At 69.5% G+C, this 23774-nt stretch carries 25 protein-coding genes and 1 pseudogene; 14 read left to right on the forward strand and 12 right to left on the reverse strand.

The features are described from left to right. Positions 1–16: 16 nt before the first annotated feature. On the reverse strand, positions 17–634 hold the full coding sequence (locus tag AB0L71_RS05055) for a transposase (protein WP_365237952.1): 618 nt from the start codon (positions 632–634) through the stop codon (positions 17–19). A gap of 261 nt (positions 635–895) precedes the next feature. On the opposite strand from AB0L71_RS05055, the gene AB0L71_RS05060 reads away from it, so the two are divergent. Continuing rightward, positions 896–2467 (forward strand): amidohydrolase family protein, encoded by a 1572-nt coding sequence (locus AB0L71_RS05060; RefSeq protein WP_365237955.1) that lies wholly within the window; start codon positions 896–898, stop codon positions 2465–2467. Here the strand turns inward: AB0L71_RS05060 and AB0L71_RS05065 are convergent. The 3 genes and pseudogenes from AB0L71_RS05065 to AB0L71_RS05075 form a co-directional block, all read right to left on the reverse strand. Beyond that, entirely contained in the window at positions 2454–2687 is a 234-nt protein-coding gene (locus AB0L71_RS05065) for a hypothetical protein (protein WP_365237958.1), read from the reverse strand. The two genes, AB0L71_RS05060 and AB0L71_RS05065, sit on opposite strands and share 14 nt — an antisense overlap. Positions 2688–3040: 353 nt before the next feature. Then, on the reverse strand, positions 3041–3391 hold the full coding sequence (locus tag AB0L71_RS05070; RefSeq protein WP_365237961.1) for a hypothetical protein: 351 nt from the start codon (positions 3389–3391) through the stop codon (positions 3041–3043). Between the two features lie 59 nt (positions 3392–3450). After that, a pseudogene (locus AB0L71_RS05075) lies at positions 3451–3555 on the reverse strand (AraC family transcriptional regulator); the annotation flags it as partial. 167 nt (positions 3556–3722) lie between these two features. Here AB0L71_RS05075 and AB0L71_RS05080 point away from each other — a divergent pair. Both AB0L71_RS05080 and AB0L71_RS05085 read left to right on the forward strand, forming a co-directional pair. Then, positions 3723–4007, forward strand: coding sequence for a hypothetical protein (locus tag AB0L71_RS05080; RefSeq protein WP_365237964.1), 285 nt, complete (start codon positions 3723–3725; stop codon positions 4005–4007). Next, positions 4004–4402 (forward strand): PIN domain-containing protein, encoded by a 399-nt coding sequence (locus AB0L71_RS05085; protein ID WP_365237967.1) that lies wholly within the window; start codon positions 4004–4006, stop codon positions 4400–4402. The genes AB0L71_RS05080 and AB0L71_RS05085 overlap by 4 nt, the downstream gene beginning before the upstream one ends. 736 nt (positions 4403–5138) lie before the next feature. Here AB0L71_RS05085 and AB0L71_RS05090 read toward each other — a convergent pair. The 3 genes from AB0L71_RS05090 to AB0L71_RS05100 are packed head-to-tail and all read right to left on the reverse strand — an operon-like array spanning position 5139 to position 6729. Continuing rightward, a complete protein-coding gene (locus tag AB0L71_RS05090) occupies positions 5139–5978 on the reverse strand; it encodes a helix-turn-helix transcriptional regulator (RefSeq protein ID WP_365237971.1) in 840 nt (279 codons plus the stop codon). Next, entirely contained in the window at positions 5975–6511 is a 537-nt protein-coding gene (locus tag AB0L71_RS05095; protein WP_365237973.1) for a DUF6879 family protein, read from the reverse strand. The genes AB0L71_RS05090 and AB0L71_RS05095 overlap by 4 nt, the downstream gene beginning before the upstream one ends. Then, positions 6511–6729 (reverse strand): hypothetical protein, encoded by a 219-nt coding sequence (locus AB0L71_RS05100; RefSeq protein WP_365237976.1) that lies wholly within the window; start codon positions 6727–6729, stop codon positions 6511–6513. Before AB0L71_RS05100 ends, AB0L71_RS05095 begins: the two co-directional genes overlap by 1 nt. A 389-nt stretch (positions 6730–7118) precedes the next feature. On the opposite strand from AB0L71_RS05100, the gene AB0L71_RS05105 reads away from it, so the two are divergent. Next, positions 7119–7691 (forward strand): S1 RNA-binding domain-containing protein, encoded by a 573-nt coding sequence (locus AB0L71_RS05105; RefSeq protein ID WP_365237979.1) that lies wholly within the window; start codon positions 7119–7121, stop codon positions 7689–7691. Between the two features lie 78 nt (positions 7692–7769). On the opposite strand, the gene AB0L71_RS05110 is transcribed toward AB0L71_RS05105, so the two are convergent. Then, entirely contained in the window at positions 7770–8783 is a 1014-nt protein-coding gene (locus tag AB0L71_RS05110) for a zinc-binding dehydrogenase (protein WP_365237981.1), read from the reverse strand. A gap of 110 nt (positions 8784–8893) precedes the next feature. Here AB0L71_RS05110 and AB0L71_RS05115 point away from each other — a divergent pair, with 110 nt between their 5' ends. Then, the gene (locus AB0L71_RS05115) at positions 8894–9478 is read left to right on the forward strand and encodes a TetR/AcrR family transcriptional regulator (RefSeq protein ID WP_365237984.1); all 585 of its coding nucleotides are present in this window, start codon (positions 8894–8896) and stop codon (positions 9476–9478) included. A 179-nt stretch (positions 9479–9657) separates the two neighbouring features. On the opposite strand, the gene AB0L71_RS05120 is transcribed toward AB0L71_RS05115, so the two are convergent. Together AB0L71_RS05120 and AB0L71_RS05125 are read right to left on the reverse strand one after the other, a co-directional pair. After that, positions 9658–10533: a MarR family transcriptional regulator gene (locus AB0L71_RS05120; RefSeq protein ID WP_365237987.1), complete on the reverse strand. Its 876-nt coding sequence runs from the start codon at positions 10531–10533 to the stop codon at positions 9658–9660. Positions 10534–10941: 408 nt separating this feature from the next. Further along, positions 10942–13803 carry an FAD-binding and (Fe-S)-binding domain-containing protein gene (locus AB0L71_RS05125; RefSeq protein WP_365237990.1) on the reverse strand — a complete coding sequence of 954 codons (2862 nt, stop codon included), beginning with the start codon at positions 13801–13803 and terminating at the stop codon, positions 10942–10944. A gap of 350 nt (positions 13804–14153) precedes the next feature. Between AB0L71_RS05125 and AB0L71_RS05130 the strand changes: the two genes are divergently transcribed. The 8 genes from AB0L71_RS05130 (at position 14154) to AB0L71_RS05165 (ending at position 21544) form a co-directional block, all read left to right on the forward strand. Continuing rightward, positions 14154–15680, forward strand: a complete 1527-nt coding sequence (locus AB0L71_RS05130) for an ATP-binding protein (protein ID WP_365237993.1) — start codon at positions 14154–14156, stop codon at positions 15678–15680. After that, the gene (locus AB0L71_RS05135; protein ID WP_365237995.1) at positions 15677–16105 is read left to right on the forward strand and encodes a roadblock/LC7 domain-containing protein; all 429 of its coding nucleotides are present in this window, start codon (positions 15677–15679) and stop codon (positions 16103–16105) included. Before AB0L71_RS05130 ends, AB0L71_RS05135 begins: the two co-directional genes overlap by 4 nt. Beyond that, complete coding sequence (locus tag AB0L71_RS05140; RefSeq protein ID WP_365237997.1) at positions 16102–16464, forward strand: DUF742 domain-containing protein; 363 nt, start codon at positions 16102–16104, stop codon at positions 16462–16464. The genes AB0L71_RS05135 and AB0L71_RS05140 overlap by 4 nt, the downstream gene beginning before the upstream one ends. Next, positions 16445–17095: an ATP/GTP-binding protein gene (locus AB0L71_RS05145; RefSeq protein WP_365237999.1), complete on the forward strand. Its 651-nt coding sequence runs from the start codon at positions 16445–16447 to the stop codon at positions 17093–17095. The genes AB0L71_RS05140 and AB0L71_RS05145 overlap by 20 nt, the downstream gene beginning before the upstream one ends. Further along, positions 17092–18366: a cytochrome P450 gene (locus AB0L71_RS05150; protein ID WP_365238002.1), complete on the forward strand. Its 1275-nt coding sequence runs from the start codon at positions 17092–17094 to the stop codon at positions 18364–18366. The genes AB0L71_RS05145 and AB0L71_RS05150 overlap by 4 nt, the downstream gene beginning before the upstream one ends. Then, positions 18363–19571 carry a cytochrome P450 gene (locus AB0L71_RS05155; RefSeq protein ID WP_365238005.1) on the forward strand — a complete coding sequence of 403 codons (1209 nt, stop codon included), beginning with the start codon at positions 18363–18365 and terminating at the stop codon, positions 19569–19571. Before AB0L71_RS05150 ends, AB0L71_RS05155 begins: the two co-directional genes overlap by 4 nt. A 94-nt stretch (positions 19572–19665) precedes the next feature. Further along, positions 19666–20784 (forward strand): phosphoserine transaminase, encoded by a 1119-nt coding sequence (gene serC, locus AB0L71_RS05160; RefSeq protein ID WP_365238007.1) that lies wholly within the window; start codon positions 19666–19668, stop codon positions 20782–20784. 157 nt (positions 20785–20941) lie between these two features. Then, positions 20942–21544: a Uma2 family endonuclease gene (locus AB0L71_RS05165; protein ID WP_365238010.1), complete on the forward strand. Its 603-nt coding sequence runs from the start codon at positions 20942–20944 to the stop codon at positions 21542–21544. 33 nt (positions 21545–21577) lie between these two features. On the opposite strand, the gene AB0L71_RS05170 is transcribed toward AB0L71_RS05165, so the two are convergent. Continuing rightward, positions 21578–22093: a GNAT family N-acetyltransferase gene (locus tag AB0L71_RS05170; protein ID WP_365238013.1), complete on the reverse strand. Its 516-nt coding sequence runs from the start codon at positions 22091–22093 to the stop codon at positions 21578–21580. A 219-nt stretch (positions 22094–22312) separates the two neighbouring features. Between AB0L71_RS05170 and AB0L71_RS05175 the strand changes: the two genes are divergently transcribed. Further along, complete coding sequence (locus AB0L71_RS05175; protein WP_365238016.1) at positions 22313–22735, forward strand: hypothetical protein; 423 nt, start codon at positions 22313–22315, stop codon at positions 22733–22735. 583 nt (positions 22736–23318) lie between these two features. Here the strand turns inward: AB0L71_RS05175 and AB0L71_RS05180 are convergent. Then, positions 23319–23726, reverse strand: a complete 408-nt coding sequence (locus AB0L71_RS05180; protein ID WP_365238019.1) for a DUF4259 domain-containing protein — start codon at positions 23724–23726, stop codon at positions 23319–23321. Positions 23727–23774 lie beyond the last annotated feature (48 nt).

The raw sequence follows: 23774 nt of genomic DNA on the forward strand, positions 1-23774 counted from the left end.
TAAGTCCGGTCTCCGGTCAATGGTCGTAGGCGATCAGTGATCGGATGATCGGCGCGTTGGTTGCGTTGTTGTGCCAGATCGCGGCGGCCATCGCGAGAACGCGCTGGGCGACGCGGACGGCGACCCCTTCGAAGGAACGGCCGCCGTGGTCTTCCAGGTCGAACTGGCCCTTGAGGGTGTCGTTGACCGACTCGATGAGCTGGCGGACCTTCTTGAGCATCAGCTCGCCGTAGCGGGCCTTCTCATCCTTGCGGGACGGCCGCAGCATCGTGATGCCGCACTCGCCCGGAAGCGTCTCGAAGTCCCGGCCCGCGAACCCCTTGTCGCAGATCAGGAGGACACCGTCGTGCTCGGCCGCCACACCTGCATCGACTTCGAGCATCGCAGCCAACACCTCCCGCTCTCCGATCTTCGGGTCGGCCGGCGCCCACAGGATCGGCATCCCCGCCGGAGTGCACACCAGGTACAGCTTCAGCCCCCAGTAGAACCGCGAGTGGCTGGCGCAGTATCCGTAGCCCGCCCGTCCGGCCAGGTCCGAGCGCTTCACCGTGGGCCGGGACATGCCGCAAGGCACGGGGGTGGAGTCCACGATCCAGCAGTCGTCGAGCCAGAAGTCGCTCGATCTCGCGAGCACCCGGATGACCCGTTTGACCAGCCCGAGCGAGGCCCGCAGCCGTTCGGAATTGGCCTGCCGTGACCGCTAAAAAGAATGTTCGACGAATCATGTGAAGCGTCAAACAAAACGGTCCGCCATCGTGGTGAGAGTGCTTGGGATGAGCCTTCCCGGTCCACTTGTTGCCGCCCCTCCGGCCCATACTGCAGAAATCGGGTTCCTGCTGGATGGAATTTCAGCAATATGAATCGCGATGACACGGGCGACCGAAGGGAAATATCCATGACCGACAGTCAGCAAGAAATCCAGATCGAGCACCCAGAGCTGCCGAACGAGCCCGGCCCGTACGATGTCGTACTCACCGGCGGGCGCGTGGTGGACCCTGAGAAGCGCCTCGACAAGACCCTCAACGTGGGGATCACGGGGGGCCGGATCGCGGCGATCTCGGGCGAGCCGCTGGAGGGCGCGAAGGTGATCGACGCCGTCGGCCTGGTCGTCGCTCCCGGGTTCATCGACCTCCACGCGCACGGTCAGCAGCTGCCCGCCGCGTGGATGCAGGCATTCGACGGCGTGACCACCGCACTCGAACTGGAGTCGGGCCTGCTGCCGATCAAGACCTTCTACGACAAGGTGGCCAAAGAGGGCCGCCCGATCAACTACGGCGCCTCCGCCGCGTGGACGTATGCCCGTATCGCGGAGAAGCTGGACGAGGAGCCCACAGGTGATCTGGCCTGGTTCCAGGACGCGTTCTCGCACGAGGAGTGGCAAAACAGCCTGGCCGACGACGACGAGGTGAAGAACATCATCGCCCGCGTCGAGGAGGGGCTGGAGGAGGGCGGTCTGGGCATCGGCATCAACGCCGGCTACGCACCGGGGTACGGCCGCAAGGAGTACTACGCGCTCGCGAAACTCGCCGCCAAGCACGGGGTTCCGACCTTCACACACATCCGCTATCTCTCCGTCAAGGAGGAGGAGAGCGGCTTCGAAGCGCTCGGCGAGCTCATCTCCCTCGCCGCTGCGACCGGCACGCAGATGCACATCTGCCACCTCAACAGCGTCGCGGGCCGGGACATCGAAGCCTGTGCGCAGCTCATCACCGACGCACAGGAACGCGGTGTACCGATCACCGTCGAGAGTTACCCCTACGGCGCGTGTTCGAGCACGGTGGGCGCGGAGGTATTCCGCGGCGAATGGCTGGAGCGCTGGGGTGTGGACGACGCCTCGGCGATGGAGCGCGACGGCATTCCGCTGGATCAGGACGAGATCGACCGGCTGCAGAAGGAAGAGCCCGGCGCCGTCATCGTGATGCATTTCCTGCGCCCGGACGAAAAGTCCGAGGACGCCGATATGCTCAACCGCTCCGTGCTGTATCCCGGGGCCGCGATCGCCTCCGACGCGATGCCGTGGGTGGGGACGGACGGCAAGCTCGTCGAGGGCAATGTCTGGCCGCTGCCGTACGGCGCCTTCGCCCACCCGCGTTCGGCCGGATGCTTCTCCCGCTTCCTCACCGGCTGGGTGGACAAGACGAACAAGGGGGATAAGTCGGCCAAGCCCGGAAAGCTGTCACTGGTCGATGCGATCGGCAGGATGACCCTCGTCCCGGCACAAATCCTTGAGGGCTCGGTGCCGCAGATGAAGCAGAAAGGCCGGATCCGGGTCGGTGCGGATGCCGACATCGTGGTGTTCGATCTCGCCACCGTGAAGGACAACGCGACATACACGGACCCCGCGCAGTGCTCCACCGGCTTCCACCACGTACTCGTGAACGGGACCCCCATCATCGAGAACGGTGAACGGATCCCGCAGGCACACCCCGGCCGGCCGATCCGCCGCCGCACCGTCACCGAAGACTGACGCGACCCCCGTCTCCCGGGAGAGCACGCAATCTCGTGGTGCCGGCCGGGTCGCACAGCCACCCGGCCGACGCCTCGGACACGCGCCCGCCGCCGTCGATGACGACCGTCTCGGGCTCGGGTTCGGTCCTCCCGCCGACTGAGGCAATCTTGCGGTCCTGGATGAGTACCGACGTCGACTCGGTCAGCGCGGAGTCGACGTCGTCGCTGCTGTTGAACACGCGCACATCGTTGATATGAATCGGCGCGGAGGCCAGGTGCCGGGTCACGATCTTCCTCTCATGCGGGATGGGGCAGCCGGCAGCAGACACTGCCGGATGGGAGCCAGGGCGCGGCAGCGCCACCCGGTCACCTGACGGCACGACCGTGAGCACAACGGGCGCAGAGTGGCACGGCCCCGGTAAGAAGCCGGGAACCTTAGCTCGAACGCGGTGTGTCACCGTCTCGACGATGACGGCTCCCCTTACCCGTCGGGAACGACACCCCTCTGCCGTCCTGGCCGCCGCCCCTTGCTCCGCCCGGCATAACCAGCCACCAGCCACGCTCGGCCAAGGAGTGCCCGTGTACGGCACGGTCAGGGGTACACCTGCGTGTCAGCACCACCCCCGCCGTCCACTGTGAGCTCCTCGGGGCAGACAACTTCGCTGCCACCGACCCGCCACGTCGCCGCCCAGTCCGGACGAGGGGCGAGAGCCTCCCCACACACCACCGTGTACGGCACGTACCAGATCATCGAACCCGCAGCAGTGATACCTGACCGTCGGCCATCGAAAGTGATGAACTGGGGCACGTCCACGGGCTCCTTGGGGCCGAAGTTCGCGAGCAGCCCGCGCGGGACGACGACAGCCCCCTCTTCGGCGGTGAGGTTGTCGAGCTCGTCGAGTTCGGCCGCGTCGGTGACACGGTCACCCTGCGGTCTTCTCATACACGGTCTCCTCAGCGCGGTCTCCTCATACGCGGTCTCTTCCCGCGGGCCGGTCCGGCTCAGGGCAGGACGCCAGCGGGGGTGCGCGTGGTGGTCCGCAGACGGGCCGCGCCCCTGTTGGGAGGCGCGCCGAACTGGCGGCGGCACTCGCGACTGAACAAAGAAATCCGCAGGTCAGCGGCACATGAGGCGTAATACGGACGCAAGCTCCATGTGCATTGCGTGCGCTATGGGCACTGCGTACGACCTCTGACGCACATCGGAGACGAACCCCTGACCCTCCTTGGACAAGGATCTCGCTGTATGGCATTCGAAATGCCATAATCGTGTCGTGGCTGACAACGACACCGACTTCCTTCCCGGCGACGGCCCCAGCAGTGGCATTTCCGTCTCCCTGTCCGCCGGCACTCTGCAGGCGATCCGTGAGCGGGTCGGCAAGCGAGGCGTGTCCGCGTACCTGGAGAAAGCCGCCCAGCGGCAGATCGAACGCGACAACCTCGACGAGCTGATCGCCGACTTCGACAAGGCTCACGGGCCGGCCGACCCGAGGGCCGTGGCCGCCAAGCGGGCCAAGCTCACCGGCGGCCCCGCGTCCGATGCCGGGGCGGCCGCGTGAGCGGCGCCCTGATCCTGGACAGCGATGGCCTGGCCAAAGCCGTCCAGCGCGACCGCGAGGTCCACGAGTGGCTCACCGCCGCCCGCGACGCCGACCTTCCGGTGATCACCTCCGCCGCAGTCCTCGTCGAGGTGATCCACCCCCGGATCAACGACGCCGCGCTCAGATGGACCCTTTCCCGACTACGCGTCGAGCCCGTCACCCAGCCCATCGCCCAGTCCGCCGCCGCCCTGCTGCGCGCGGCCCGCCTGCACGGTCACAAGTACGCCATCGACGCCATGCTCTGCGCCACCGCCCTCGCCCAGCCGGGCCGGGTCACGGTCCTGACCTCCGATGTCGAGGACATCACCCTGCTCACCACCGACCACCCACGGGTGACCGCTGAGAAGGTCTGACCCCTATCGCTTCACATCTACGGCTCACGCATGAGCCGACATTGAAGCGAGCGGCCTCCAACACGTCGCGCTGGGCAGTACCCGTCGGCGCACATCGCCGTCAGGCAGCCGCAACTGTTCGGCCTGCACAGGGGTGAGCGACGTACCCGCAGCGGCTCTCCCGCCGCCATGCCGTGTGCCGGAACTCGCGGACGGATCGTGATGCCGGGCCCGGTCACTCCAGGCATGTCGTACGCCTTGGACTCCCGCATCACGATGGGACGTTGGCAGCAATCACGCATCACCGACGGACTTCTCGCCACACGCGGGCAAGGCGTATCGCGACCGGACACGGCGTCCACCGGCAGGCGGCGCACGCGCAGGTGTGGTCGAGGAGTGTGCGGTACGCCTCGTCGCCGCGCGAGCGGACGGCTTTCGTCAAACGGATCACGTCGGCATGTCCTTCCGGCAGGACCGGGGGAACCAGTGAACGGTGGATCCGAACACGTCGATCTCCCGGGGGCCGAGGTCGACGACGTTTCCGGCGGACAACGCAATGCCGCAGAACACGCAGCACACGCCGCGCTGTTGGGCGTCCGACAGCGACACGACCGGGGGAAGCTCCGAGGAGCAGGCCGGTCCGTGCCCGGATTCTGTGTCCGCAAGGCCATGACCAGCACCGTAGAAGCAGATGTTGCAGTGCTGCGCTCGGATTTCCCCGGTTTTCCGAGGCGCCCCCGCGCGTTCTCGCTGTTGCTCACATCGAGGCGAGGGACGCCCGCGCACGGGCTATGAGCCGGTGTGCCTCCCGCCCGGTCACGGCCACCTCGTGAAGCTCACGCCATACCGTCCGGTACAAGCCGGTCTCGGCAGCGTCCGTGAGGCGCAGTTCCGCACCGATCGTCTCGACCATGACGAGTTGCTCGTCGAAGATCCAGAATCCGTGGGTGGGTACGACGGTCAGCGCCGCACCGAGGGGGACGACGGCCAGGTGCACGGTCGGCATTCCGAAGACCCCGGCGAGCCGGTCCAGCTGTTCGGCCATGACATCCCGCGGGCACAGAATCATGTGCAAGGCCGGTTCCCAGATCATGAAGTGGAACGTCCGGCCCGGCGCGTAGAGAGCCTGTTGCCGTTGCATGCGCGCGTTCACACCGGCGTCGATGTCCTGCACCGTGCGGTGGAGTGTGGTCGTGCGAAGGGACATGTGGCGCGCGTACTCGGCAGTTTGCAGCAGGCCGGGAATCACGGCGGACTCGAAATTCCACACCGTGCCGGACGCGTCTTCCGTCAGCTGCCACGCTTCCTGACGCGCCCGGACTCCGGCTGCCAACTGGCGGCGCCACGATGCGTAGTGGGTTTCGAGCGACCGCAGCCGCCCCGTCAGTTCGCCCATCGTCTCGGGCACGTGGAGCGCGTCCGCCCAGGCGCGCACGTCGCTGTCGGTCGGGCTCTGCTTGCCCGTCTCGATCTTGCTGACCTTCGATGCCGGCCACCCGAGCCGGGCCGCCAACGACTTGCCGGTCAGCCCGCCCTCGACGCGCAGCTCACGAAGTCGCGCGCCGAGTGCAATCCTGGACATCTGGTAGTCGCTCACAGGGGCAGCTCATGCTCCTTGCGGTACGTCTCGAAGGCGATCGCATGGTGCCATGCCGCCTCGCGCCACTGCACGTGACGCAGGACGTCCTCGGGGTCGTCCGAAAGCACGACACCCAGGAACCGGTCGTGCTCGCCGAACCGGAGCCGGGCCACGACCTGGGCGTCGAACAGCCAGAAGTCGTCATCCGGCAGTCCAGCGGCCTCGGCCAGGTCCCGGTCGAGGTAGCGAATGTCCTCACCGGCCGCGAGGTTGTGGGGTGTCCCCCACAGCTCGAAACGCAGGTAGTCGGACGGCGGGGCATCGATCACCCTGACCCGCTCAACTGCCTTGCCCTTCCCGGTCTCCGTGCGCATCAGGTCGAGCCACGGGGCAAACCAGTCCAGCCCCGGTTCCTCTCCTGCGAGGAAGCGCCGGTACGGTTCGTCCTCGTCCGGGATGCCATAAGAGGTACGGACTTCCAGGCGGAACGCGGAGTACGCAAAGTTCCTGAAGAGCCGGAGGAACGCCTCACCGCTGACCAGGTCAGGCATCAGGCACCGGTCACCTTCGCGGCGTGATACTCGAACAGGACAGCCGGTACGACGACGAACTCCTCGCCCGGTTTCACCTTCAGGAGCTGAGCAATCTTGTCGGGGTCCGTGAGCTTGTTTCCTTGAACGACGATGTCGCCCGTTTCGGTGTCACGGTAGAAGGAAGGGCAACCGCCGCCCTGCGAGGTGTTGCTGCTGCCAAGGAACTCAAGTGCCATGGTTCCAGCCCTCCGTCGTGGTGGACGACCAGTGTGCTCACTATGACGCTTTCACTGGCCTCGATTGCTCGAAATTTCGCCTACGGGTGTGACTCCGGTCGAATTTCCCCGCCGCAGGTCCGGATCCGGACATACGAAGTCGCCCCTGGTGCTCTGACCGCATAGGCACCTCAGGCGCTCAACACGTCACGCTGCCGCGGCGAGTTCGACGGGAAAGGCGGTGTGCTCGTCGAACAGCTTGCGTTGTTGAAGGCAGTGGTAGAGCTGGCCGAGCATGCGGTTGAAGAGGTTCCTCCGGGCGGCTGCATGTCAGGGGCGGACGTCCCTTCAAGACCGCAGCGTGAGCACACTCCCTACCCAGTGCGCAGCTCTCGTGAAAGGCTGGGAGCATGATGGGTGGACAGTCTGAGAACCCAGAACTCTGGGCATTCCTGGAGTCACTGCACTACGGCGATTTCCTTTCCGGCACGGTCACAGCAATCGAACGGTTCGGTGTGTTCGTTGCGCTGGACGACGGACCCGCCCATCCGGTCTTCCCCGGCGTCGGGTTCATCTCCTTCCCTGAACTGTCCTGGCGACGTTTCGAGGAAGCCTCCGACGTCGTGCAGGTTGGACAGCGCGTCTCATGCGAGTTCCTCCAGTTCGACACGTGGAACCTGGAGGCCAGACTGTCCTTGAAAGCCACACAGCCGGACCCCTTTCAGCTATTCGCCGACACCATCGCGGTGGGGCAGAAACTGCCTGGCCAGGTCACCGCGCTGACCCCAATCGGCGTCTTCGTCCAGGTCGCCGACGGAATCGAGGGGCTGGTTCACCTGCCAGAGCTCGCCTGGACACCGGTGGAGACTCCATCAGATGTCGTCCAGGTCGGCGACAAGATCACGGTGGTCGTCACCGAGATCGACCGAGAGCGACGCAGGATAGCCCTCTCCCGACGACAAGGCTCATCCGCTGGCCTGTGATGCGCTGCGTTCCTGCGACAGTCCCCCTGCGCGAGTGGTCCTGAACGTCACGAACCGCCCACTCAGCTCTCCCCCACCTCACGGGCGCAGGACCAGCCGTATCGGGTCGCCCTCCTTCTTCTCCAGCCGGGCGACCGCCGCGGCGACCTCGGCGAGCGGCAGCACCCCGCTGACGGAACCGGAGAAGTCCAGCCGTCCGCCCTGGATCAGCCGAAGAAGCTGGGGCAGGGCCACCGGCATGTCGGAACCGTAGTGGCCGAGGATGCGCTGCTGGAAGTAGCTGAATCGGGTCCCGTCCGTGACGGTGAGCGGCTTGTCGGTCAGGCCGACCAGGACCAGCCGCCCCTTGGGCGCGAGGACGGAGACCGCCTGCTCCCGCACGGGCGGCACGCCCGCGAAGTCGAAGGCGGCGTCGAGGCCCACGCCGCCGGTCGCCGCACGGACCGTCAGGTTCAGCTCGGGGTCGGCGGAGTCCAGGGCGAGGTCGGCGCCCGCGGCCAGGGCGCGTTCGCGGGCGACGGGGTTGGGGTCGACGGCCACGACCGGACAGGCACCGATCGCCCGGAGCAGCTGCACGGCGTGGATGCCGAGCCCGCCGACGCCCCACACGCCGACCGCCTCGGCGGGCCGGACCGCCCCGGTCTCGGTGATCGCGCCCCACGGAGTGGACACGGCGTCCGGGATGATCGCGCCCTGCTCGAAGGGGATGGAGTCGGGCAGCGGCGTCATCGCGTCGGCGGCGCAGAGGGCGTACTCGGCCCAGCCGCCGTCGTAGTCGACGCCGCGGGTGTAGGTGACGCCGTCCCGTGTCTCGCCGGCGTGCAGTACGACCCGCTGCCCGGGCGACCAGGCGGTGACGCCCGCCCCGGTCTCGGCGACGGTGCCGGAGACCTCGTGGCCGAGGGTGACCGTGTCCCCCCGGAGGAGGAGCGGGGTGAGGGTGCCGTCGATGAGGTGCACGTCGGACAGGCAGACACCGGCCGCCTCGACCCGAACCAGCACCTCCCCAGGGCCGGGCTGCGGGCGGGGCACCTCTTCGAGCCGCAGGGTGCGACTCGGGACGTGCAGGCGGGCGGCGAGCATCTGCGCCATGACATGACCTCCTCGGTGCGGCGAACCCGGACGGCCCCCAGTGGTCCATCGCAGTTCGACTTGCGTTAACTGTACCCGCAACGCATGGGGACTTGCTTTACGCTGTTCCCATGAGCTCACCGGAACCCGTCGCCCCGCCCCTGCGCCGCCGTGGGGAGCGGATGCGGCGGGCCGTGCTGGCCGCCGCGGTGGACCTGCTGTCGAGCCAGGGACTGGCGGGTGCGACGGTCGGCGCCGTTGCCCGCGCGGCCGGGGTGCACGAGACCTCCGTCTACCGGCGGTGGGGCACGCGCGAGAACCTGATCCTGGACGCGCTGACCACGGAACTGGACGCGGCGCTGCCGGTGCCGGACACCGGGCAGGTCCGGGACGACCTGCTGGAGTTCTTCGCCGCGCTGGCCCGGATGCTGGGCACCGCGCAGGGCCGGGCGCTGCTGCGGCTGAGCGTCGAGCACGACGACACCCTCGAGGACCGGCGCGGCCCCTACTGGAGCGAGCGTCTCGACCGCGCCAAGGTGATGGTCCAGCGAGGTGTCGAGCGGGGAGAGCTGGCCGCCGGCACCGATCCCGGGCTGCTGATCGAGGCGGTCAGCAGCCCGCTGTTCGTGCGGGTGCTGCTCAGCGGCGGACCCTTGGACGACGCGCTCGTCCAGGGGCTCGTGGACCAGGCCCTGGACGGGGCCCGCCCGCGGTGAGCGTCCGGTCGAGCCGGATGCCGGGGTGAACGCCCGGACCGGGGGAACCCGGCGCCCGTCAGGTGCGGGTGCGCCGAGGACGGAAGAACCGTGGCCGGGGCAGCGCGCAAACCCCGGCACAGGCCGTCAGGCAGGCGCCTCAATGGGCGGTTCGTGATTCTTTGAGCCAGGTGTACCGGTCAGTCCTGCCCGGGTTCGCGGCATGGCCTGCACAGGCCGTCGCGGAACACCTCGGGCCTTCCCGGGACACCGCACTCGGTGCACTCGACCATCAAGCGGCGTACGGGAGTTCCCGGTACGGCCGGGGCTGCGGCAGGCAGGAGGGGCGGGAGCTTGTCGCGGAGGCGGCGGCGGACGAAACCGAAGGGCGAGTCGACGGACGCGGGAAGCCCGGCGGTGAGCACGCGCGTCAGGTAGTCGGCGTCCACACCGCGCGCGAACCACTCGGCAGCCGCCTGCTCCAGTGCCGCACAGTCCGCTGCCGAGAGAGCCAGGCGGGCGTCGGTACGGCCGAGACGGGCCAGGGCGAGGAAAGCGGGCGAGGGCCGGTCCACTGCCGCGTTGGTTCCCTGCTGCGACTGGGGCTGTGGCTGCGGCTCTGCGGTGCGCTGCTGCGGCACTGTTGCGGCGGGCGACTGCGCCGGTACGTGCACAGGCGCGGGTACGGATACGGATGCAGCGGGCCCTGCGGCCTCCTGCGTCCCGAAGCGGCGCTCCTCGGCGGCGAGGAAGGTGTTCCACCACTCGTTGTCACGGGCGGTCCGGGACCAGAAGGTGCGGGTGACCCAGCGGACCTGGCCGTCCTCGCCGCTCAGGCACCGGACACGCCGCAGATGACCGGCCACACCCAGGGCCCGCAAGGCGCTGCCGACGGCCATCTGCCCGTACAGGGGCAGGCTGCCGGCCAGCGATTTGATGTCCACCGCCGCACCCTCGGACAGCACGTCGATGTAGCCCGCGATGTGCCGTTCGCGCTCCGGGAGCATCGCGAAATCAGCCTGACTGGGCGGATGTTGGTCCGGAACGGCGCGCTTGCCGTATCCGGGATTGGCCATCGGGTGGGAGCGCGGGGATGCGGGCGCGCACGGGGCGAAGCTAAGGTTTGAAACAGCCACGGGATCGCTTTCTCATTGGGTCGATCTTGGGGTCAGACCCCGGCCGGTGCGGAGAACACCGCGTCGGGGTCGTTACGTTCGGCACGGTAGACAGCCGCGACTCCCCGCCACAAGTCGATCACTATTAGTCATACTTGCTGACCGTGACGGGTTGGGGAGGGCGGGGAGGTTTCTCCAACCCCCTTCATTTACCGACCGGTTGTACAACACCGCTCGAATCCCGGCCCCCGAATCCCGGCCCTCGAAACCCGAAGCTCAAGCCCCGAGTCCGACCCCCTCCTGGTACCCACGAAAGAGTGAACGCCCTCTCCCTGTAGCTCGAAGCTCGGGTTCCGGGCGCCCCGCACCTCAGCCACAGGAAGTGCCCGGTTCCGGCGGCAGGCCCTCCGCCAGTACCTCCGCCAGGTGCCGGGCCCGTACGCCGCCCAGCTGTTCCAGTTGGGTCCGGCAGGAGAAGCCGTCCGCCAGGATCTCCGTGCCGGGTTCGGCGGAGCGTACGGACGGCAGCAGGGTCTCCTCCGCGCAGGCCGCCGACACGGCCCAGTGGCCGCGTTCGAAGCCGAAGTTCCCGGCCAGTCCGCAGCAGCCTCCGCTCAACTCTCCGGTCAGCCCGGCTCGTTCGCGTAGTCGCCGGTCGGCCTCGTCGCCCAGGACGGCGTGCTGGTGGCAGTGGGTCTGGCCGGTGACGGGGCGGTCCAGGCGGGGTGGCTTCCAGTCGGGGGCGTACTCCTCCAGGTACTGCGCCAAGGTCCGGACCGACGCGGCGAGTTCGGCCGCGCGGGGGTCATCGGGGAGGAGTTCGGGCAGGTCGGTGCGGAGCGTGGCGGCGCAGCTCGGTTCAAGGACGACGAGGGGATCGCCGAGGCGGGCGCCCATCCGCTTCAGCGTCCGGCGCATGACCCGGCGGGCCTTGCCGAGCTGGCCGGTGGACACGTAGGTGAGGCCGCAGCACACGCCCCGGCCGGGATACACGGCGGTACGGCCCGCCGCGGCCAGGACCCGGACCGCGGCCTGTCCGGCCTCCGGCGAGAAGTACGTGGTGAAGGTGTCCGGCCAGAGGGTCACCGTCGCGACCTCCGGCACCCCGCCCGGACGGGCCCCCCGCACGCCGCGCGCCCGCCCCTTCCGGCCCCTGTGGGTCCACCGGGTGAACGGCTCGCGCGCCAGGACCGGGAGCGCCCGCTCCGGGGCGATACCCGCCAGCCGTTTGACCAGGGAGGCCAACGGGCCTACCCGAGCGAGGGCGTTCAGTACGGGTGCGAACGGGGCCGCCGCACGCAGCCAGCCCGGCAGCCGCCCCATGGTGTAGTGGGCCGCCGGGCGCAGCCGGCCCCGGTAGTGGTGGTGCAGGAACTCCGCCTTGTAGGTGGCCATGTCGACGCCCACCGGGCAGTCGCTGCGGCAGCCCTTGCAGGACAGGCAGAGGTCGAGCGCGTCACGCACCTCGGGCGATCGCCAGCCGTCGGTGATCACCTCGCCCGCGAGCATCTCGTGCAGCAGCCGGGCCCGGCCGCGGGTGGAGTGGGCCTCCTCGCCGGTCGCCCGGAACGACGGGCACATCACCTGGGCGCCCGCCGGCTTCGCCGTACGGCATGCGGCGACACCCACGCACCGGCGTACCGCTGCGGAGAAGTCGCCGCCGTCGTGCGGGTATCCGAAGGCGACGTCGACCGGGCGCTTCGGCAGCACCTCGAAGCGGAGGTTCTCGTCGAGCCGGGCGGGTCGGGCGAGGATGCCGGGGTTCATGCCGCCGTGCGGGTCCCAGATGTCCTTGAACCGGGCGAAGAGCGCGACCAGTTCGTCCCCGTACATACGGGGGAGGAGTTCGGCGCGGGCCTGGCCGTCACCGTGCTCCCCGCTGAGGGAGCCGCCGTGCGCGACCACCAGATCCGCGAGCTCCTCGGAGAACCGGCGGAAGCGGGCCACCCCCTCGGGGCGGAGCAGGTCGAAGTCGATCCGGACATGGACGCATCCGTCGCCGAAGTGCCCGTACGGGGTGCCGCGCAGGCCGTGGGCGGCGAGCAGTGCGCGGAAGTCGCGCAGGTAGGGGCCGAGGCGGGCCGGTGGCACGGCGCAGTCCTCCCAGCCGGGCCAGGCCTCCGTACCGTCGGGCATCCGGGTGGCGGTGCCGGCGGCGTTCTCGCGGATGCGCCACAGGGCCCGCTGTCCGGCCGGGTCGGTGACGACGGCGCCGTCCAGCGCGTCGGCCGCCCGCAGGATGCGCTCGGCGTGGGCCCGCGCCTCGGCCGGATCGGCGCCGCCCGTCTCGACGAAGAGCCAGGCGCCGCCGCGCGGCAGCCCGGCCGGCTCCCGTACGAGGTCGGCGGCCATGCCCTCCACGGTCAGGGGGTGGTACGGGAGGAGGCCCGGGGCGGCTTCGGCGGCCGCGGACTCGTCGGCGTACCCCAGGACGGCGAGCGCGCGGGCCGCCGGTGCCTCGACCAGGCGTACGGTCGCCTCGGTCACCACGCCGAGGGTGCCCTCGCTGCCGCAGAAGGCGCGCGCGAGGTCCGTCCCGCGCTCGGGCAGGAGCGCGTCCAGGGCGTATCCGGAAATGCGGCGCGGGAGTTCGGGGAATCCGGTGCGCAGGAGCGCGAGGTTCGCGTCGACGAGTGCGGACAGCCCCGGGAGTTCCCCGGGCGGCAGGGGGGTCTTCCGGTCCAGGCGCAGGGTGCCGCCGCCGTAGCGGGCCACGGTCAGGGCGTGCACGTTGTCGGCGGTGGTGCCCCAGGCGACGGAGTGCGCGCCGCAGGCGTTGTTGCCGATCATGCCGCCCAGGGTGCAGCGGCTGTGTGTGGAGGGGTCGGGCCCGAAGGTGAGTCCGTGCGCGGCGGCTGCGGTGCGCAGGTCGTCCAGGTTCACGCCGGGCTGGACGAGTGCGGTACGGGACGCCGGGTCCAGCCGGACGATCTTCCGCAGGTGGCGGGTGAGGTCGAGGACGACGCCGGTGCCGGTGGCCTGGCCGGCGATGGAGGTGCCGCCGCCGCGCGGGACCACGGGCACCGCGTGCTCGCGGCAGACGGTGAGGGCGGCGGCCACGTCGTCGGCGTCGCGCGGGGCCACCACCCCCAGGGGTACGCGGCGGTAGTTGGAGGCGTCCATCGTCGTCAACGCCCGTGCGGAGGGACCGAAATCGACCTCGCCGCGGACCGCGGCGCTCAGGTCCTGCGCGAATGCGACGCGTTCCGTCGGTGTCTGATGTGCGGCCATGGGTCCCAGGATGTCGCTGATCCGGCCGTGCGGCGGACGCATGCCCGGCGAGTCCGCCGAAGTACGCCCATACGTCGAAATACGCCCGCGGGGCAATCACATGTGTGTAAGGGAACGCCATAGGCGCTTCCCAAACTGAGCGTCAATTCTCATATAGTGACCCCGACTTGCCTGGGAATTGTCAGCTCCAGTTGTCGCGTTCACCCCCCGTCGTACCGAACTGTCCCGATCGGACCGGGTGCCGGCCCGCCTCGCGCGTACCGTCCCCGGAGCGCAGCCCCCCGCCCCATCCGCCCCATCCGCCCCGCCCAGATCTGTCCCGCCCGCCTCGTCCGTCCCAAGGACTCCACTTGAGCGCCTCATCCCGGCCGACCGCACTGGCCCTGCTGATCTCACTGGCCGTCACCGGTTCCCTGTGCGTGTGGGCGGTCGTCTCCGCTTCGGAATCGATACGCACCACGGTGGCCTGGGGGGCGGGCTCCGCCGCCGTGCTGCTGTCCGCCGCCGTGGCCACCGCCGTCCATGCCCGCGCCACCTCGAACCGGCTGCGCGCCCGCCTCTCCGCGGAGACTCAGCGGTTCACCGGCGAGATCAGCCGTCTCGTCTCCACCTCCGCGGCCGACGGGCAGCGGTTCACCGCCGAGACCGGCCGGATCAAGGCGACGGCCGAGGCCGAGACCGCCCGGATCAGGGCAACGGCCGAGGCCGAGACCGCCCGGATCACCGCACAGGCCGCCGCCGACACCGAACAGCTCACCGCCGAGGCCAAGCGGCTCCGCGCCCGCGTGGCCCGCAGCGAGACCGAACGCTCCGCCGCGGTCGCCGCCAGCGCCAACGCCGCGGGGCGGATGCAGGCCCTGGCCACCAGCATGCTCGCCGACCTGCGCCAGATGGAGGACCGTCACTCCTCCGACGACGTGCTCGCCGACCTGCTCCACCTGGACCACCGCACCGCCCAGGCGGGCCGGCTCGCCGACTCCATCGCGGTGCTGACCGGCGCCCGTTCCGGGCGGCGCTGGGCGAAGCCGATCGTGATGGAGTCGATCCTGCGCGGCGCGATGGGCCGGATCAGCGGCTACCAGCGGGTGCGTCTCCACTCCACCAGCGACATCGCGGTCGCCGGGCACGCCGCCGAGGGCGTCATGCACGCACTGGCCGAACTCCTCGACAACGCCGCCAACTTCTCGCCGCCCACGGCCGAGGTCCATGTGTACGTCGAGGAGGTGCCGGCCGGCATCGTCCTGACCGTCGAGGACAGCGGCCTGGTCATGAGCGATGTGCAGCTGCGCCGCGCCGAGCGCGCCGTGTCGGCCACCGACCAGGGCCTGACCGGCATCTCCGGCACCCGGCTCGGCCTCGCCGTCGTCGGCCGACTGGCCCGCAAGCACGGTCTGACCGTGTCGTTCCGCCCCTCCGCACGCGGCGGCACCGGCGCCCTGCTGATGCTTCCGCAGGAACTCCTCACCCGGGTCGCGGCCCCCGAGCCGTCGACCGGCACCGCCTCCGAGCCGGAGCCCGCCCACGAAGCGGTGGCCGCGGCGGACACCACGGACGCACGCCACCCGCGCGACACGGCGGTCCCGGACGACCGGCACGCCCCGGAAGCCGCCCCGGACTCCCCCGCTTCCTCCGCCTCCTCGGACTCCCCGATGTCCGAGACCACCGGCCATCTCCCCCGATTCGGTGAGAGCGGACTCCCCAAGCGTCCCCGCGGACGCACCCTCGCCGCCGCCGAGGCCCGCGCCCAGACCGGCGGCACCCCCGCAACTCCCCGGCCTCGTAACGCCGATCCCAAGGAACAGGCAGCCCGCTTCAGCAGCTTCCGCCGGGCTGTCCGTGCCAACTCCCCGCACCCGGAAGAAGGCAACACCCCATGACCGCGACCACCGACGAGAAGCTCAACTGGCTGCTGGAGGGGCTCCTGGAACGCACCCCCGGCGCCCGGCACGCCCTCGTCCTGTCCCGGGACGGCCTCAAGCTGTGCCGTACCCCCGAGCTCTCCGTCGACCAGGCCGACCAGCTGGCCGCCATCTCCGCCGGTATCCAGAGCCTGTCGCACGGCGCCTCCGTCGAGTTCGGTGACGGCACCGGCGGCGTCCGGTCCGCGATGGCCGAGTTCTACGGCGGTGTGCTGTTCATCATCGAGGCGGGCGACGGCGCCCATCTCGCCGTCGTCGCCGGCGAGAACGCCGATGTCGGCCTCGTCGGCCACAACATGAGCGAGCTCGTCGAGCAGCTGGGTGAGCACCTGAGCGCCCCGCCGCGCTCGTCCTCGGCCGCCGACGTGCCGGCGAACGTATGACGCGCCCCCGCCCCGGCCGGGACGACGATCCGGACCGGCTGTACACCCTCACCGGTGGACGCAGCCGGTCCGATTCGGACGCGTTCGACCTGGTGACGCTGATCGTCTCCGAGTGCGAGCCGACCCCCGGCATGCAGTCGGAACACGCCACGATCCTGCGGATGTGCACCCTGCCCACCGCGGTCGTGGAGATCGCGGCGGGCCTCGGCCTGCCCGTCGGCATCGTCCGGATCATGCTGTCCGATCTGCTGGACACCGGCCGGATCAGCGCCCGCCACCCCCGTACCGCCCGTGTCGCGGACCGGCTCCCCGACCCCGACATCCTGGAACAGGTGCTCGTTGGACTCCGCAACCTCTGACCGAGTCGCCCTGCAGGCGACGGCCGACAACGGACTGAAGATCGTCGTCGTCGGCGGCTTCGGGGTCGGCAAGACCACCATGGTCCGCTCCGTCAGCGAGATCCGTCCGCTGAACACGGAAGAGACCATGACCCGTGCGAGCGAGGCCGTCGACCGCCTCGACGGCGTGCAGACGAAGACCTCCACGACCGTCGCCTTCGACTTCGGCCGGATCTCGCTCGACGAACGCTCGGTGCTGTACCTCTTCGGCGCACCCGGCCAGGAACGCTTCTGGTTCCTGTGGGACCGGCTGTTCTCCGGGACGCTCGGCGCGGTCGTCCTCGTCGACACCCGCAGGCTCGCCGACTCCTGGTACGCGATCGACCGCCTGGAGCACCACGGCACGCCGTTCATCGTGGCGTGCAACGACTTCGGCGGCCCGCTCCACACCGAACAGCAGATCCGGGAGGCGCTCGACCTCTCGGACCACGTGCCCCTGGTGGAGTGCGACGCCCGGGACCGCTCGTCCAGCAAGTACGTACTGATCACGCTGGTCGAGTACCTGCACGCCCTGTCACAGGGCAAGGCATCGGCCCCGTCCGCCGCCCGTCCGGAGACCACGCCGGAGAAGACCCCGGAGCCCACCCCGTGACCCAGCCCCCGGCACCGCCCGCCGGCTGCCCCGTGTCCCATGACCGCGCGCCGCTCTCCGGCCCCCGGTTCCAGACCGAACCGACCCGCCTGTACCGGGAGATGCGCCGCGACCACGGAGCCGTGGCCCCCGTCGTCCTCGACGGCGACATCCCCGCCTGGCTGGTGCTCGGCTACCGCGAACTGCACCAGGTCACCGCCGACCCGGTGCTGTTCAGCCGCGACTCCGACCTGTGGAACCAGTGGGACAACATCCCCGACGACTGGCCGCTGCTGCCGATGATCGGCCGCAAGCAGCCGTCGATCCTCTACACGGTCGGCCCGCGGCACACCGAGCGCGCCGCCATGATCGGCAACGCGCTGGAGGGCGTCGACCCGTTCGTCCTCAAGCGGTACTCGGAGGAGTTCGCCGACGGCCTCGTCGACCGGTTCTGCTCCACGGGCTCCACCGACATCATCGCCGAGTACGCGATGCTGCTCCCCGCCCTCGTCCTGGCGAAGATCTACGGCTTCGACAACACCCTCGGCGCGGAACTCGTCGGCTCGATCAACGACATGATCGACGGCCGGGAGCGGGCGCTGGCCGGACAGCAGCACCTCGCCTCGTCCATGATCCAGCTGCTGGTCGACAAGCACGCCGAGCCCGGCGACGACGTCGCCTCGCGGATGCTCGCCGACCCGGGCGGCTTCACCGACGAGGAGGTCGTCCAGGACCTGATGGTCATGATGGCCGCGGGCCACCAGCCGACCGCCGACTGGATCGGCAACTCGCTGCGGCTGATGCTCACCGACGACCGGTTCGCCGCCTCCCTCGCGGGCGGCCGGCACAGCGTCGCCGAGGCGATGAACGAGGTGCTCTGGGAGGACACCCCGACCCAGAACGTCGCCGGCCGCTGGGCCTCCCGCGACACCCACCTCGCCGGGCGCCGCATCCAGGCGGGCGACCTGGTGCTGCTGGGCATCGCCGCCGCCAACTACGACCCGCAGGTCCGCACCGACGGTTCCCAGCTGACCGGCGGCAACAACGCGTTCCTCTCCTTCGGCCACGGCGAGCACCGCTGCCCCTTCCCGGCCCAGGAGACCGCCGAGGTCATCGCCCGTACCGGCATCGAGGTGCTGCTGGACCGGCTGCCCGACATCGACCTCGCCGTACCCGCCGAGCAGCTCACCCGGCGCCCGTCCCCGTGGCTGCGGGGCCTCACGGACCTGCCGGTGGTCTTCACCCCGACCCCCGCACTCGGAACCGAACCTGCCACCGGAGGCCAGAGATGACCCGGATCGCCCTCGACCCCTTCGTCGCCGACCTCGACGGCGAGAGCGCACGGCTGCGGGCCGCGGGCCCGCTCGCCGAGGTGGAACTGCCCGGCGGGGTGCCCTGCTACGCGGTCACCCACCACGCCGAGGCGCGCCAGCTGCTCACCGACAGCCGGGTCGTGAAGGACATCAACGTCTGGAACGCCTGGCAGCGCGGCGAGATCCCGATGGACTGGCCGCTGATCGGCCTCGCCAACCCGGGCCGCTCCATGCTCACCGTCGACGGCGCCGACCACCGCCGCCTGCGCACCCTGGTCGCCCAGGCGCTGACGGTGAAGCGGGTGGAGCGGCTGCGGGCCGGCATCGAGGCGCTGACCACCGCGAGCCTGGACCGGCTGGCCGCCCTGCCCAAGGGCGAGACGGCCGACCTGAAGGCGGAGTTCGCCTACCCGCTGCCGATGAACGTGATCAGCGAGCTGATGGGCGTGGACAGCGCGGACCACCCCCGGCTGAAGGTGCTGTTCGAGAAGTTCTTCTCGACGCAGACGCCGCCGGAGGAGGTCCCGCAGATGATGGCGGACCTCGGCGCGCTCTTCACGAAGATCGTCGACTCCAAGCGCCAGAACCCGGGCGACGACCTCACCAGCGCCCTGATCGCCGCCTCCGAGGACGGCGACCAGCTCTCCGACGAGGAGATCGTCAACACCCTTCAGCTGATCATCGCCGCCGGTCACGAGACCACGATCAGCCTGATCGTGAACGCGGTCGCCGCCCTCCAGACCCACCCCGAGCAGCGCAAGAAGGTGCTGAGCGGCGAGGTGCCGTGGGAGAACGTGATCGAGGAGACCCTGCGCTGGAACACCCCCACGTCGCATGTCCTGATCCGGTTCGCCACCGAGGACATCGAGGTGGGCGACAAGATCCTGCCGAAGGGCGAGGCGCTGATCGTCTCGTTCGGCGCGCTCGGCCGCGACGAGGCGCAGCACGGGCCGACGGCCGGTGACTTCGACATCACCCGCTCCCCCAACCGCCACATCGCGTTCGGCCACGGCCCGCACGTCTGCCCGGGCGCGGCGCTCTCCCGACTGGAGGCCGGTGTGGCGCTTCCGGCGCTGTACGAGCGGTTCCCGGACCTGGAACTCGCCGTCCCGGCGTCCGAGCTGCGGAACAAGCCGATCGTCACCCAGAACGACCTGTACGAGCTCCCGGTCGACCTGGGCTGACCGGCCTCGCGCACGCGGTCCACGGGCCGGAGCGGGCGTCTCATCCGACGGACATGGTCCTCGACCGTGTCCGTGAGGGACTACGCTCCGGTTCGTGGCCGATATCCAGATCCCCGCTGACATCAAGCCCGCCGACGGACGCTTCGGCGCCGGTCCTTCCAAGGTGCGGACGGAGGCGCTCGACGCGCTGGCCGCCACCGGTACGTCTCTTCTCGGTACGTCCCACCGCCAGGCCCCGGTCAAGAACCTGGTCGGCGCGGTGCGTCAGGGCGTGCGCGACCTCTTCTCCCTCCCCGAGGGCTACGAGGTGATCCTGGGCAACGGCGGCTCCACCGCCTTCTGGGACATCGCGACGCACGGACTCATCGAGACGAAGTCCCAGCACCTGACCTTCGGCGAGTTCTCGTCGAAGTTCGCGAAGGCCGCCAAGCTCGCCCCGTGGCTGGCCGATCCGACGCTGGTCTCCTCCGACCCGGGCACCCACCCGGAGCCGCAGGCCGAGGCGGGCGTCGACGTCTACGCACTCACCCACAACGAGACCTCGACCGGTGTCGCCGCCCCGATCAAGCGCGTCGCGGGCGCCGACGAGGGCTCCCTCGTCCTGGTCGACGCCACCTCCGGTGCGGGCGGCCTGCCGGTCGACATCACCGAGTCGGACGTCTACTACTTCGCCCCGCAGAAGTCCTTCGCCTCCGACGGCGGCCTCTGGATCGGCGTCTTCTCCCCGGCCGCCCTGGAGCGCGCCGCGCGCGTCCACGCCTCGGGCCGGCACATCCCGGAGTTCTTCAGCCTGCCGACGGCGATCGACAACTCCCTGAAGAACCAGACGTACAACACCCCGGCCCTGGCCACGCTCTTCCTCCTGAACGAGCAGCTGAACTGGCTGAACAGCCAGGGCGGTCTGGACTTCTCGGTCGGCCGCACGGCCGCATCGGCGCAGAACCTGTACGGCTGGGCGGAGGAGTCCAAGTACGCGACCCCGTTCGTCACTGACCCGGCGAAGCGCTCGCAGGTCATCGGCACGATCGACTTCGCGGACGAGATCGACGCCGCGGCCATCGCCAAGGCGCTGCGCGCCAACGGCATCGTCGACACCGAGCCGTACCGCAAGCTCGGCCGCAACCAGCTGCGCGTGGCGATGTTCCCGGCGATCGACCCGGCGGACGTCCAGGCACTGACCGCCTGCATCGACTACGTCATCGAGAAGCTGTAGCGCGAACGCATCCACCCGAGGGGCCCCGCCCGCCTGGTACGCCAGGTGGGCGGGGCCCTTCGCGTTCACTCGGTGGAGTGGTGCGACGCCTTCCCGGCCCGGCCCGCCGGATCGACCACGACGATGGCCTCGGAACCACTCACCCAGGAGGCCCGCAGTGCCCGCAGCAGCGTCCGGTCACCCCTGCGACGGCGAGCTGCTCGCAACGGCGAACAGACTCATGGAGCACCATCCGAGGTACCGCTTCGAGATCATCGGCGGCGTCATCACCGTGGCCCCACTCCGAGTTGCCCCGCACGCCCGAGTGTTGACCAGGATCATGCGCCCCTTCATGGCAGCCGGTCTCGACGACGGGGAGACGGAGGTCCTCCAAGGCATCGGCATGTGGCTGCCCAGCGGGCCAGAGGACCACGTCATCCCCGACCTGGCGATCGTCGACGCCGATCTCGACGAGCATCTGGCGGAAAACAACTGCTACGACCCCGCCGTCTTCCGTCTCGTCGTAGAGGTCACGTCCAGCGACTACAACAACGACCTGCGCAACAAGGTCGCCGCCTACGTCGAGGCCAAGATCCCGGTGTACGTGATCGTCGACCGCAAACACGGCCGGGTACATGTCCTGACCGAGCCCGTCGGCGGCAGCTACGACAGCCACCAGGTGTACGCCCCCGGGCAGACCGTCACGCTGCCCGACTCGATCGGCGCCCCAGCGACACTCGACGTCGCCGAACTGATCCGGGCCGGCCGCCCCAAGGCCTGATCACACCGCCCTGCCACCTACCGACAACGGCGGTCAGTCCCTGCCGCTCCCCCACCGCCAGCGCCGTTCTCCCTCGCACCACTCGTGCGTGGGCACCAGCCCCGCCGCGGCGGCCACGGCCGCGGAGGCGGCATGGTCCGGATGGATGTGGGCGACGACTGTCTCCACCACCGGCAGCCCCGAGAGGTGGGCCACCAGACCCGCCGCGGCCTCCTTCGCGTACCCCCGCCCCTGCCACGGCGCCCCGACCACCCAGGCGATCTCCGCCTCGGCATCCCGCGCGTGCACCGTCGCCTGCACGTAACCCACCAGGCGGCCCTCGTCCCGTACCCGCAGCACCCAGTTCCACCAGCCCACCCCGGGGTCCGGCGAACCGGCGGTCTGGCGCTCGTAGCGGGCCCTCAGCTCATCGGCGGTCTCCGGAGCGCCTCCGGTGTAGGTGTGCAGGGCCGGGTCGCCGAGCACCGCCGCCATCTCGTCCGCGTACGCGACCCGCAGTGGCAGGGCGTCCAGCCGGGCGGTGGCAAAGGACTCGGGCGCAGCGGTCATTCGGCTCTTCATCGTGGCCCGACCCTACGCACGTGCCACGGCCAGCCACAATGGATGGCACCACAACCGGGCAGGCAGCAAGAAGCACTACGGTCCCTGGGACGCAGGTAGGGACGGACTGCGCAATATATGACGCTGGAGCACCCGCAGCTAGATTCTTCGCTCGCGGGGGCCGGGTTCAGCCCGACTCCCGTACCCAAGCCAACACACGAAGGAATCATGAAGTTCACCACTTCCACGGATGAGGACATGGAAATCTTCCTGTCCGTCGTCGGCAAGCATTTGGGTGCTATTGGCGCAGAAGGAACGATCGATCTCTACACTGACGAGCCGATCGAGAACCCAGAGTCCAATCAGGTCTTCCTGGAGATGAGGCAGGAGATTCAGTTGCGACATTCGGGCAAGGGCGACTATTTCATGGGAGCGCCCCTTGACTTTGCCTCCCAGGCGGATCTACGACGCTTCACCCTGCTTGGACACCGCACCATCGACTGCGAAGCATATGTCGACGGGAAGCTCGTCTTCAGCTCAATCGAGAACGAGCGCATCATCTGGCTCGACATTTCAAACGCGGATGCTTCGTCTCTAGAAAATTCCGCACTCGCGACAGGCGCTCACAGCCTCCGCCGTCTGCCTGACTGATCCTGAGTTCACTAGGCTGACCCTGTCGCTCTTCGCGAGATAGCCGAGCCCCTACGCCCAGTTCTAGGGGACGGCAAGCGACTTCGATACGATCGTGGCTTCTCAGCAGAAGCTGACGTCTGATTAGGCAGAAGTCGAGATGCGCTCCACCGACACAACGATCAAGCCCTAGCCTGATAATTATCAGGCTAGGGCTTGATTGCACTTCGCCGAGCTCTACCCGATTCTCCGGGCAATAATTTTTTGAACTCCGCGACGAGGCGGGGCAGATTTTACGGCCGATTTACCGCATGCGCTTTTGCTGATATTCACTTGTGTGCAAATCCTGCAACACTTTTCGATTTACATGCAGGGGAGCCGCCGCCCCGATAATGGGTGTATTGACGGCATGCCGACTGCTTGCCCGATCCCGTAAGGAACGCGTTGCACCACCGGCGCCCGTAGAGGTCAAATTTATTGGCGGGGTAGGCGGTGACGTATTCGTAGGTGTTGGCGACATCCGGCCCGGCTGTCAGTCCGCCTTCCGTTCATCACCAATCCGGGCAGGCCGCCCCAAGGCCTGATCACCGCCATCCGCAGGACATCACCCGCCCGCCGTCACCAGCACCTCCCGCAGCCTGCCGACGCCCTGCGCCCAGTCCTCGCCCCCCGCGTCGTCCCACAGCTCACGCAGCTCCGACTCCGCACCCAGCACCGCATCGAGCGCCTTCACCGCGAGCGGGCGCAGGTCCGCAGGGAGTGCGGGCAGCGGCTCGTCGGGGCCGTAAGCGGTCGTCACGGCCTCGCCGCCCGGGCACTGGGAGCCGACCAGAGCAGCCGCCGCCACCGCGACCGCCCCGTCGTCGCTGTCCAGGTAGCCCGTCGTCGCGACCGCGCGGTTCAGGGCGTCACGGATCAGCGCTTCCCGCTCGGCCTCGGGAACATCGTCCAGAGCTCCCGAGAAGTCCGCAGCGGTGTCGTTGTCGAAATGGCCGATGTCCCAGGTACCCACGGGATCCCCTTTGCGAGTGGTGTACGCCGGTGCCCCCACCGACGGACG

The organism is Streptomyces sp. NPDC052052, from assembly GCF_040680455.1.
GTDB lineage: Bacteria > Actinomycetota > Actinomycetes > Streptomycetales > Streptomycetaceae > Streptomyces.

Excerpts from the sequence above, each read along its gene's own strand:
- AB0L71_RS05155 (WP_365238005.1), top strand. The coding sequence starts at position 18,363 with ATGACCCGGATCGCCCTCGACCCCTTCGTCGCCGACCTCGACGGCGAG.
- AB0L71_RS05140 (WP_365237997.1), top strand. The coding sequence starts at position 16,102 with ATGACGCGCCCCCGCCCCGGCCGGGACGACGATCCGGACCGGCTGTAC.
- AB0L71_RS05105 (WP_365237979.1), top strand. The coding sequence starts at position 7,119 with ATGATGGGTGGACAGTCTGAGAACCCAGAACTCTGGGCATTCCTGGAG.
- AB0L71_RS05120 (WP_365237987.1), bottom strand. The coding sequence starts at position 10,533 with ATGGCCAATCCCGGATACGGCAAGCGCGCCGTTCCGGACCAACATCCG.
- AB0L71_RS05095 (WP_365237973.1), bottom strand. The coding sequence starts at position 6,511 with ATGCCTGACCTGGTCAGCGGTGAGGCGTTCCTCCGGCTCTTCAGGAAC.
- AB0L71_RS05175 (WP_365238016.1), top strand. The coding sequence starts at position 22,313 with ATGAAGTTCACCACTTCCACGGATGAGGACATGGAAATCTTCCTGTCC.
- AB0L71_RS05060 (WP_365237955.1), top strand. The coding sequence starts at position 896 with ATGACCGACAGTCAGCAAGAAATCCAGATCGAGCACCCAGAGCTGCCG.
- AB0L71_RS05170 (WP_365238013.1), bottom strand. The coding sequence starts at position 22,093 with ATGACCGCTGCGCCCGAGTCCTTTGCCACCGCCCGGCTGGACGCCCTG.
- AB0L71_RS05125 (WP_365237990.1), bottom strand. The coding sequence starts at position 13,803 with ATGGCCGCACATCAGACACCGACGGAACGCGTCGCATTCGCGCAGGAC.
- AB0L71_RS05115 (WP_365237984.1), top strand. The coding sequence starts at position 8,894 with ATGAGCTCACCGGAACCCGTCGCCCCGCCCCTGCGCCGCCGTGGGGAG.
- AB0L71_RS05070 (WP_365237961.1), bottom strand. The coding sequence starts at position 3,391 with ATGAGAAGACCGCAGGGTGACCGTGTCACCGACGCGGCCGAACTCGAC.
- AB0L71_RS05100 (WP_365237976.1), bottom strand. The coding sequence starts at position 6,729 with ATGGCACTTGAGTTCCTTGGCAGCAGCAACACCTCGCAGGGCGGCGGT.
- AB0L71_RS05135 (WP_365237995.1), top strand. The coding sequence starts at position 15,677 with ATGACCGCGACCACCGACGAGAAGCTCAACTGGCTGCTGGAGGGGCTC.
- AB0L71_RS05110 (WP_365237981.1), bottom strand. The coding sequence starts at position 8,783 with ATGGCGCAGATGCTCGCCGCCCGCCTGCACGTCCCGAGTCGCACCCTG.